The organism is Bartonella sp. AP1QHHD (assembly GCF_042196265.1).
Classification (GTDB): Bacteria; Pseudomonadota; Alphaproteobacteria; order Rhizobiales; family Rhizobiaceae; genus Bartonella.
The window spans coordinates 1-10,166 of record NZ_JBHIPW010000057.1 but is presented as its reverse complement, the minus strand read 5'-3'; the positions used below and the strand labels follow the sequence as shown (position 1 = coordinate 10,166).

General features: G+C 37.1%; 6 protein-coding genes and 1 pseudogene. All 7 read left to right on the top strand.

Translation table 11 applies throughout. The annotated features are described in order from the left end of the window. Positions 1-900 (top strand): ABC transporter substrate-binding protein (locus ACFIME_RS05855; protein ID WP_375633888.1); only part of this gene is annotated, 900 nt, incomplete at its 5' end. A gap of 376 nt (positions 901-1,276) precedes the next feature. After that, positions 1,277-1,465: a hypothetical protein gene (locus ACFIME_RS05850; RefSeq protein WP_375633886.1), complete on the top strand. Its 189-nt coding sequence runs from the start codon at positions 1,277-1,279 to the stop codon at positions 1,463-1,465. Positions 1,466-1,824: 359 nt separating this feature from the next. Then, positions 1,825-3,456, top strand: coding sequence for an ABC transporter substrate-binding protein (locus ACFIME_RS05845; protein WP_375634812.1), 1,632 nt, complete (start codon positions 1,825-1,827; stop codon positions 3,454-3,456). A gap of 899 nt (positions 3,457-4,355) precedes the next feature. Further along, on the top strand, positions 4,356-5,987 hold the full coding sequence (locus tag ACFIME_RS05840; protein WP_375684641.1) for an ABC transporter substrate-binding protein: 1,632 nt from the start codon (positions 4,356-4,358) through the stop codon (positions 5,985-5,987). 213 nt (positions 5,988-6,200) lie between these two features. After that, positions 6,201-6,374, top strand: a pseudogene (locus ACFIME_RS09885) (ABC transporter substrate-binding protein); the annotation flags it as partial. A 14-nt stretch (positions 6,375-6,388) separates the two neighbouring features. Next, positions 6,389-7,819, top strand: a complete 1,431-nt coding sequence (xseA, locus tag ACFIME_RS05835; protein ID WP_375684640.1) for an exodeoxyribonuclease VII large subunit — start codon at positions 6,389-6,391, stop codon at positions 7,817-7,819. Continuing rightward, complete coding sequence (locus ACFIME_RS05830; protein ID WP_375684639.1) at positions 7,797-8,423, top strand: DNA-3-methyladenine glycosylase I; 627 nt, start codon at positions 7,797-7,799, stop codon at positions 8,421-8,423. Before xseA ends, ACFIME_RS05830 begins: the two co-directional genes overlap by 23 nt. The last annotated feature ends 1,743 nt before the right edge of the window (positions 8,424-10,166 follow it).

Below are 10,166 nucleotides of genomic sequence, written 5' to 3'. Positions count from 1 at the left end.
AAGCAGATTTTAATTCGCCATGTTGCAGAGCCCGGAACACAACGTTTGTTGTTGCAAAAACATGATATTGATGTTGCTCGTGATTTGACCCCTGAAGATCTTGCAGATCTGCAAAAAACAACAGATGTTAAAATCGAAGAAGTGTTAGAGCCATCCATGATGTACTGGGGATTTAATATGACAAATCCTATTTTTGCTAAGGAAAAAGTACGTTTGGCGATGCGTTATCTCATAGATTATGAAGGTCTTGGCAAGAAGCTTCTCAAAGGTGTTGGTGTTCCACGGGCCAGTTTTGTTCCTCTTGGCAACTTTGGGGCTTTAGATGAAAAAGAAGGGCAACCCTTTACATTTGATATTGCAAAAGCCAAGCAGCTTTTAGCAGAAGCTGGTTATCCGAATGGATTTGAGGCAAATTTTCTCGTATCAAATGCTCCTTATAGGGTGTTACTTGCTCAGTCACTCCAAGATAGTGCCGCAAAGGCGGGGGTGCGTCTTAAAATTGAACGGATGGCCGGTACACAGTTGTTTTCTAAACTTTATGCACGGGCTTTTGATACGATTTTTGTCGGATGGAATAACGATTCTGCGGATCCTCATACCATGGCTTCACGTCTTGTTTATAATCCAGATAATCGGCTTGAGGCAAAAAACACCGCCTATCCTAGTTGGCAATATGGGTATTTGGATGAAACGATGAATCAAAAGGTTCAGGATGCATTGTTTCAAAAAGATCCACAAAAACGGGCACAACTCTATGCTGATTTACAACGTGAATTGATGCAAAAAGGACCTTATGCGTTTATCTTTCAGAAATATACTGTTATCGCGATGACGCCTGATATCAAAAAGTGGGTTTGGAATAGTGCGCCACATATTTTTTATAGTAAAATTGAAAAATAAGAGTGTCTTCAATGCTGTTCAATAGATAAAGGGCATCGTCATGATATATTTCGGCGTATTGTATAAATTTTAAGCTTTGCAATGCGTCGAAGATCATAGGTAATGCGTGATATATTGTTGAATGTCTTTTCAAGACATTCGTTTAAAGATATTTTTCATTCTCATTAGAGGTGTATTTATGTGGATACTAAGATTGAATATTTCAATTTCTCTGAATTAGAAAGTGGTCAATTTATTTGTTAAAAAACTGAGTATAACATAAAGAAACGAAGTGTAACAAATGTTGTGGAATTTAGTAGTGCTAAAGGTGCAAAGGGTTTGCGATGTTGAAGGAAAGTTTTGTTATGGGTGGGTAAACAAGGGATATCAGTTTTTTATGGCGTTTATATTTTCTTTTGCTTGGAAAGATGATGAGATGCCAATTGAAGGGTGCTGTTTTATGGGGAGTGATGAAAAAATTAAATTTCCTTTTGAAGAAGGAATAAAAGTCGTTGCATTTGGCAAACTAACGAATTTTCCTGTTTTATCAAATCGTCAAATTATTATGAAGGCTCTTTGTTATTAAGGCACTTGAGCCGAAAGGGGTAGTGCTTTGATGATATACAAAACACCGGAAAAAATAAGAGATAAGCTTGCTTAACAAGATAGAGAAAAAATATTGCTTTTATAGTCTTCAATAGTAGGCGTTATGATATCGTGAATAAGCTCTATTGTTGGTGAGCGTTCATTGTATATCAGAGTGTTTTTCTTTGTATGTTTTGGTTTGGCTTATAAGTGTAGGCAGGAGGAGCCATTGGCAAGAGGTGCTTGTTCTTAAAGATTTTAAAACTTGGTTTTTAGAAGCCTATAGTTTGTCTAAACTTAATTATTAAGCACGTTTTGCTGCATGGGGAATTTATACAATAACGTTAAAAGGAAAATTCTATGAACGTGAAAAGAAAAATATTGAAAAAGAGCAGTTCTTTTGTTTCTGTTGTTCTTGCAATGGGGATGTTTGTGCAACAAGTTTCAGCAAAAACACCTACTGATACCCTTGTAATGGCTTTGAATCTTGATTCAATTGAGACTTTTGATCCTGCGCAGATCAATGAACGTTATGGCAATGAAATTATTGCTAATATTTGTGATAACTTAATCGATTCCGCTACAGATGATGCAGCTAAAATAGCGCCTTCTTTGGCAAAGAGTTGGGATGTTTCAAATGAGGGTGGGGGTACAGTTATTACTTTTCATTTGCGTGATGATTTGAAGTTTAATGATGGTCGGCCTGCTGGTGCTCATGATCTTGTTTGGGGGATGAAGCGGGTTGTTAAATTGAAGTTGTCTGCAGCAGCTATATTTAACGAATATGGAATTACAGAACAAAATATTGATTCTACTCTTCAAGCCCCCGATGAGAAAACAGTGGTGATGAAATTTGATAAGCTTTATCCAGCAGAGATCATCCTTGGCCATATTCTTACTACTCGTGTTGCTGCTTTACTTGATCGTGAGACACTTATGAAACACGAACAAGATGGTGATATGGGAAATCGCTATTTGGCAAGTCACGCTGCTTGTGTTGGTCCTTATCAATTAGTCAACTGGCGTTCTGGAGAGGCGATTTTGTTGCGTGCAAGTTCCTATCATTGGGGAGAGGAAGCAAAATTGAAGCAGATTCTCATTCGTCATATTGCTGAGCCTGGAACACAACGTTTGTTGTTGGAAAAACACGATATTGATGTGGCACGTAATTTGATGCCTGAAGATATAACAGATCTCCAAGTAACAACAGATATTAAGATTGAAAAAGTGTTAGCTCCATCTGTGATAATGTGGGGGTTCAATACGACAAATCCTATTTTTGCCAATGAAAAGGTGCGTTTGGCAATGCGCTATCTGATCGATTATGACACTCTGGGAAAGACTCTTCTTAAAGATGTTGGTATTCCACGGGCAAGCTTTATTCCCATTGGTAATCTTGGAGCTTTGGATGAAAAAGAAGGGCAACCCTTTAAACTTGATCTTGAAAAAGCCAAGCAGCTTTTAACAGAAGCAGGTTATCCAAATGGTTTTAAAGCCAATATTTTTGCAGGGAAATCTCCTTATCCTTTTGCTTTACCTATTGCACAGTCTATCCAGGACAATGCAAAAAAAATAGGTGTGCACTTTAAGATTGAACATTTTGTAGGGACACAGTTGTTTTCCAAACTTTATGCACGTAGCTTTGATACAATTTTTATGGGATGGAATAACGATTCTGCAGATCCTTATACAATGGCTTCACGTCTCGTTTATAATCCGGATAATCGGTTTGAGGCTAAAAACACAGGCTATCCTAGTTGGTGCCACGGCTATTTGGATGAAGATATGAATAAGAAGGTTCAGGCAGCTCTGTTTCAAAAAGATCCACAGAAACGGGCACAAATGTACGCCGATTTACAGCGTGATTTTATGCAAAAAGGACCTTATGCGTTTATCTATCAGACATATAGTATTATTGCTATGACACCTGATGTTAAAAAATGGGTGTGGAATAGTGCACCACGTATTTTTTATAATGCCATTGAAAAATAAGCACGTTTAAAATGTTGTAATATACAACAGTGAATGTGATGATAATAACTTCGGTGTTTTGCATAGAGTTTAAAGCTTTGCAAAATATCGAAGTTTATCGGTAAAGTGCATTATAGAGTAACTCGAAGATACTCTTCTTTAGAGAGGGACTATGCATTTTTATAGAATAATTATACATAGATATTAAGATTGTAGATTTCAATCTTAAGTGAAGAAAAAAATAATAAATTTGCCGGTTAAAGAAATGGGCATACTGAATATGAGCAGAATTTAGTATTTTGTAGAAAAAGTGAGGGACCTTAAAATGTGCTATTGAGAAAAAAGTTAGTTATATGCAGGTGCGTTGGGGGAATATGGGATTATTGTGGAGCTGGTGCTTCAAATTATACCGCTTTTCCTTAAAAAATGATGAGATGCTGAGACTGCCCTTTAGTATGAGTCCTGGAAAGTCCAAATGTCCTTGTGAGGAAGGAGTGGAATGGCTATGGTTAGAAACTATACTTATGAGAATTGTCAAAATATCGAAGGATGAGTGAGCTTTTAAAGCAACTGAAGTTGGTTCTCTGAGAACTCTTTTGAGAAAATAGCAAAAAGACTTTTAAAGCAGAAGTCCTGTTTGATGCGATAAAAAAATCTTTGGCTTGTATGATCAAAGTTATTGGTGCTGTGACATCACCAACAGGCGCTGTCATTTGTGGTATTATTCATTGTTTATCAGATCATTTTTCGTTGTCTCTTTTGCTTTAGTTTACCAATATTGCTCAAGGGGTTGCTCCTGCTGTTTAAAGGGTTTGATATTTTATCTTTAGGAGGTGTGCTTTAAAAGCCTGATTTTTTTTATTTTTGCACGTTACTGTTGCAAGGAAAATTTATACAACAAACTTTAAAGAGATAAGTCTATGAATTTAAAAAGAAAGATATTTAAAAGGAGCAGTTGTTTTATTTCTGCTTTTATTACTTTTGGGATGTTTGTGCAGCAAGTTTCAGCAAAAACACCTGCTGATACCCTCGTGATGGCTTGGGATCTTGATGCGATCAGTAATTTTGATCCTGCGCAGCTCAATGACCGGTATGGAGCTGAAATTGTTATCAATGTTTGTGATAATTTGGTTGATTCTGCTAAAAATGATGGAGTTAAAATCGTTCCTTCTTTGGCAAAGAGTTGGGATGTTGTAAGCGATGATCAGAGTACGGTGATTACTTTTCATTTGCGCGATGATTTGAAGTTTAATGATGGTCGGTCTGCTGGTGCTCATGATCTTGTTTGGGGAATGAGGCGGGTTGTTAAATTGAAGCTATCTAATGCGGCAACTTTTAATGAATATGGTATCACAGAACAAAATGTTGATAAGGCTTTTCAAGCCCCCGATGAGAAAACAGTGGTGATGAAATTTGATAAACCTTATCCAGCAGAACTTATTCTGAGCAATATTTCTAGGAATCGTACTGTTGCTCTGCTTGATCGTGAGACACTTATGAAACACGAACAAGATGATGATATGGGAAATCGCTATTTGGCAAGTCACGCTGCTTGTGTTGGTCCTTATCAGTTAGAAAGTTGGCGTCCTGGAGAAGGGATTTTGTTGCGTGCAAGTACCATTTATTGGGGAGAGGCACCCAAATTGAAGAAGATCTTAATTCGTCATATTGCTGAGCCTGGAACACAACGTTTGTTGTTGGAAAAACACGATATTGATGTGGCACGTAATTTAACGCCAGAGAATATAGCAGATCTCCAAAAAACAACAGATATTAAAATTGAAAAAGTGTTAGTTCCATCCCTGATAGTATGGGGGTTCAATACAACGAATCCTATTTTTGCCAATGAAAAGGTGCGTTTGGCAATGCGTTATTTGATCGATTATGACACTCTGGGAAAGACTCTTCTTAAAGATGTTGGCATTCCACGGGCAAGCTTTATTCCTCTTGGTAATTTTGGGGCTTTGGATGAAAAAGAAGGGCAACCCTTTAAACTTGATCTTGAAAAAGCCAAGCAGCTTTTAATAGAAGCGGGTTATCCAGATGGTTTTGAGGCCAATATTTTTGCAGGAAAATCTCCTTATCCTTTTGCTTTGCCTATTGCTCAGTCTATCCAGGATAATGCAAAAAAGATAGGTGTGCACTTTAAGATTGAACATTTTATCGGTACACAGTTGTTTTCCAAACTTTATGCACGTAGCTTTGATACAATTTTTATAGGATGGAATAATTCTTCTGCGGATCCTCATACAATGGCTTCACGTTTTATTTCAAATCCTGATAATCGGTTCGAGGCTAAAAATACAGGCTATCCTAGTTGGTGCCACGGCTATTTGGATGAAGATATGAATAAGAAGGTTCAGGCAGCTCTGTTTCAAAAAGATCCACAGAAACGGGCACAAATGTATGCTGATTTACAGCGTGAATTAATGCAAAAAGGACCTTATGCGTTTATCTATCAGACATATAATATTATTGCTATGACACCTGATGTAAAAAAATGGGTGTGGAATAGTGCACCACGTATTTTTTATAGTGCAATTGAAAAATAAGAAGGTATCAAGTTTATAAAATATAAAAAACATGATCATGATATATTTGATGTATTGCAAAGCTCTTTAACACTTTGCAATACGTTGAATTTTATCGGGAATGGATTACTATGTTGTATCGAGAATTTTATTTCAGGAATTCTTATGAAAGATGCGTTTGTGTGGATGTTAGGATTGAATATTTTAACTTCTATTGATACAATTTTCAGATGAAATAATGACTCTAGACATCCCCATACAACGGCTTCAAGTTTTTTTTACAACCCTGATAATCGATTTGAAATTAAAAATATAAGCTATTCTAGCCGGTGTTATGGGTATTTTGATGAAGCTATAAATCAAAAGTTTAAAGATGTGTTGTTTCAAAAAGATTCACAGAAACGGGCGTAAAGAATTGAAAAATGGTAAGTTTGTTTAGTGAAAAAACAGGTGTAACAAATGTGGCAGAATTCACTGTTTCCGAAATAGCAGGGGCTCTAAAGCGTGTTGTTGAAGAAAAGTTTGGTTATGTACGGGTGCGTGGGGAGATATCAGGGTACCGTGGTACTCATGCTTCGGGACATGCTTATTTTGCTTTAAAAGATGATAAGGCACGGTTGGAAGCTGTTATTTGGCGTGGAGTTATGGAAAAGCTCAAATTCCCTCCTGAAGAAGGGATGGAAGTAGTTGCTGTTGGTAAACTTACAACTTATCCAGGGTCATCGAAATATCAAATTGTCATTGAGGCTCTTGAACCAACGGGGGTTGGTGCTTTGATGACACTTCTTGAAAATCGTAAGAAAAAGTTTTTAGAAGAAGGCTTGTTTGATGAAGAAAAGAAAAAACCTTTGCCTTATATGCCTCGAATTTTAGGCGTTGTAACATCACCAACAGGTGCTGTTATTCGTGACATTATTCATCGTATATCCGATCGTTTTCCGTTGCATATTTTGGTTTGGCCTGTACGTGTTCAGGGGGAAACAAGTGGGAGGGAAGTGGCTGTTGCTGTTGAAGGTTTTAATGCTCTTGGTCCAGGTGGACTTATTCCAAAACCTGATCTTATTATTGTTGCACGGGGAGGGGGAAGTTTAGAAGATTTGTGGGGGTTTAATGACGAAGCTGTTGTTCGTGCTGTTTATGAATCTTCTCTTCCTGTTATTTCTGCTGTTGGGCATGAAACGGACTGGACCTTGATTGATTATGTGGCTGATTGGCGCGCTCCAACTCCTACCGCCGCAGCAGAACGGGCTGTTCCTGTTAAGCTTGATCTCGAGGTGCTGGTGGCATCGCTTGATGCACGTTTGCGCAAGGGACTCGCGCGTTATTTGGATTTTTATCGACAAAAATTGCGTGCTACTCTACGAGCTCTTCCGACTGCCGATCAACTTTTTGCTCTACCACGGCGTGGTTTGGATGAAACTTCAAGTCGATTGCGGCGTGCTCTTTGTGTAAGCTACGATAAAAAACGTTTTTCTTTTCATGCACTTGGTGTGCGTCTTTCACCGCGTTTGTTAAATAGTGAAAAAGCACAACGCAATACAAAGGAATATACGGCACGTCTTCAGCGTGCTTTTGTGCGTAGTGTGGAAAAACAACGTGCTGGGTTAGAGGTAGTATCTAGGCTTTTAAGAAGCACTTCATATCAGAATATTTTGGAGCGTGGTTTTGTTTTGGCTTTGGGGAAAGATCATAAGCCTATTAAACGGTTGGTTCAGTTTCCTGAAACAGGGCAAATAAATTTACGCTTTTTTGATGGAGATATCAGTGTTGCAACACAAGAACCTGTTTTTTCTAAACGGTCAAAACACAAGCAGATAAAGTCGCCAAGCGATGATCAAGGAACTCTCTTTTAATACGGTTAATGCCATGCTTGCGGAAGGTCTTCTTAAGGGAGTGGATGGAAAAGTTCGTTGCGCATGGGCTGGAACGGATCCACTTTATTGTGCTTATCATGATACCGAATGGGGAAAGCCTGTTTTTGAGGATATTCGTTTGTTTGAGAAAATTTGTCTTGAAGGTTTCCAAGCGGGGCTTTCTTGGTTTACAATTTTAAAAAAACGCTCTTTTTTTCGCGTTGCATTTGATCACTTTGACTTTGAAAAGATTGCTCATTATGATGAGCTAAAGGTGCAAATGTTAATGCAGAATAAAGACATTGTTCGCCATCAAGGAAAAATTCAATCAGTGCTTAATAATGCATTGAGAGCACAAGAAATTATAACAGAGTGGGGGAGTTTGTCCCACTATTTTTGGTCTTTTCAACCACCACAATCGGAGCGTTATGAAAAAATAGATTTTCAAACACTGTTAGCTAACCCTATGACGCCTGCTTCTTTTCGTCTTTCTCAAGACTTGAAGAAACGTGGTTGGACATTCGTTGGCCCCACAATTTGTTATGCTTTTATGCAGTCCGTAGGAATTGTTAATGATCATCTTGAAGGATGTTTTTGTCGATAAATTGGCAAACTTTCTTTTGTAAGAGTAATGATTAATAGGATAATAATTGAATTATTTAATAAATGTATAAATTATACAATTCCGCTGTATAAGATAATTGAAATATACAAACTATACAATATTAATGATTTTCTATTGTTGTTGGCACTAAAAACGATAAAGGTATAATTTTGAGGATGAAAAAACAGACGCAAAAAGGAGTGATATCTTAACTGTTATGTATCTGAAGTGAGATAATGGTAATGTCTTGTATGTTTTAAAGAAACATCTAGTTACACCAAAGCCCGTTTTGCGACGCAGCTCATGAATGCTATGACAGTAAATCCATCGTGCACTCCATCTTTACGCTTATGAAGGAGAAGATCGGCACCATCACACATTTACTAGTTCTCAATGTTGTCAACAGTCTTTAGCATTTGTAATGGTTCAGAAGAGGTGTTTTTATTTCCGTTAGTGACATGACCGTTATAATTAATGAATATTTTATTCATGTTTATTGACGAATGCAAAGTGGTTTTTAGATGGGGTGCTGTTGTTGCATTGTTTTACTTTGCTTGTATGACTGTTGGTTTATTTATATGTAGGTCGATTGCCCAATGCTTACCTAGGCAATATAAAATGAAATGCAGCGATGAAAAATTGAAGTTAAATGACTCAAGCTGCTTGTGTTAGGTTTTATTATCTGATAACTTTCTTTCACTAGAGAGGAATTTTGCTGCGTGTGAGCTCCAGTTTTGGGAGGATACTTAAGCTCAGACAGATTGGTATTCACTGCATTGCTTCGTTGAATCTCTGTATGTTTCCGCTGGAAACGAGAGTTTTGTTGCGGTATGTTGCTTTCTGTTCTATTTTTATAGTGGTAAAGCAATGATGCACACTAAAGTTTAGAAGGTTTTATATTCGTTATGTCTTTGGGGGGGGAGTGTCTAATAAATTTTGTTTTTATCAATGGGGGGGATGCATTTTAGTGTATATTCTTTTATTGTAAGCTTTATTTCTCAAAAGATAAAGCGTGGAAGGAATGATTCTTCTCATTTTTCCTTTATCTTTGTTAACGCGTTTGGTTTTGTTGGTAAAAACGTAAAACTTTTGACACTTAGGTTTCAAAAGATTAAGCAGATTTTTGTGGGGGGTAGCGTTTTAGAAAAGATATTTTCTTATGTCTTTCTGCTGTTTCAGTGCCGTCTTGGTCATGTAGTAAAGATGCGCCGCATCTTGAAGCTGAGTGTTTGAGGGGGATGACTATTTTTAAAGTTTGCATATTTTATTTTAAATGTCGCCTAAAGGAATAAAATAATGAATTCATAAATTTTTGCGTAATGATTTTTTTTAAGCTCACTATTTTTTTGGGCGACAAGGCTTATTGATGATTAATAGGGAACTGATATAGTGCATTATCATATGCAAAGAGATTATGAAAAGAATGTAATACTGGTTAGCAAAACATATATTGCATGTTCGCTATGGTTTATTGAGACGTAAGTCAATGAATTTATCAAGTAGATGACTCTGTGTAGGTGATTAGAAATATAGGCGATTAGAACGTATTTATTCAATGTTATAATTATAAATTTGCTATATTATCTCAGCGTCATTAATTGATAAAAATAAATAAAGGGAAAAGTTTATGAACTTGAAGAAAACAATATTGAAAAGTAGCAACTCTCTTGTTTCTGCTCTTATGGCATTGGCGATGGTTGCACAACAAGCTTCAGCAAAAACACCGGCTGATACCCTTGTGAT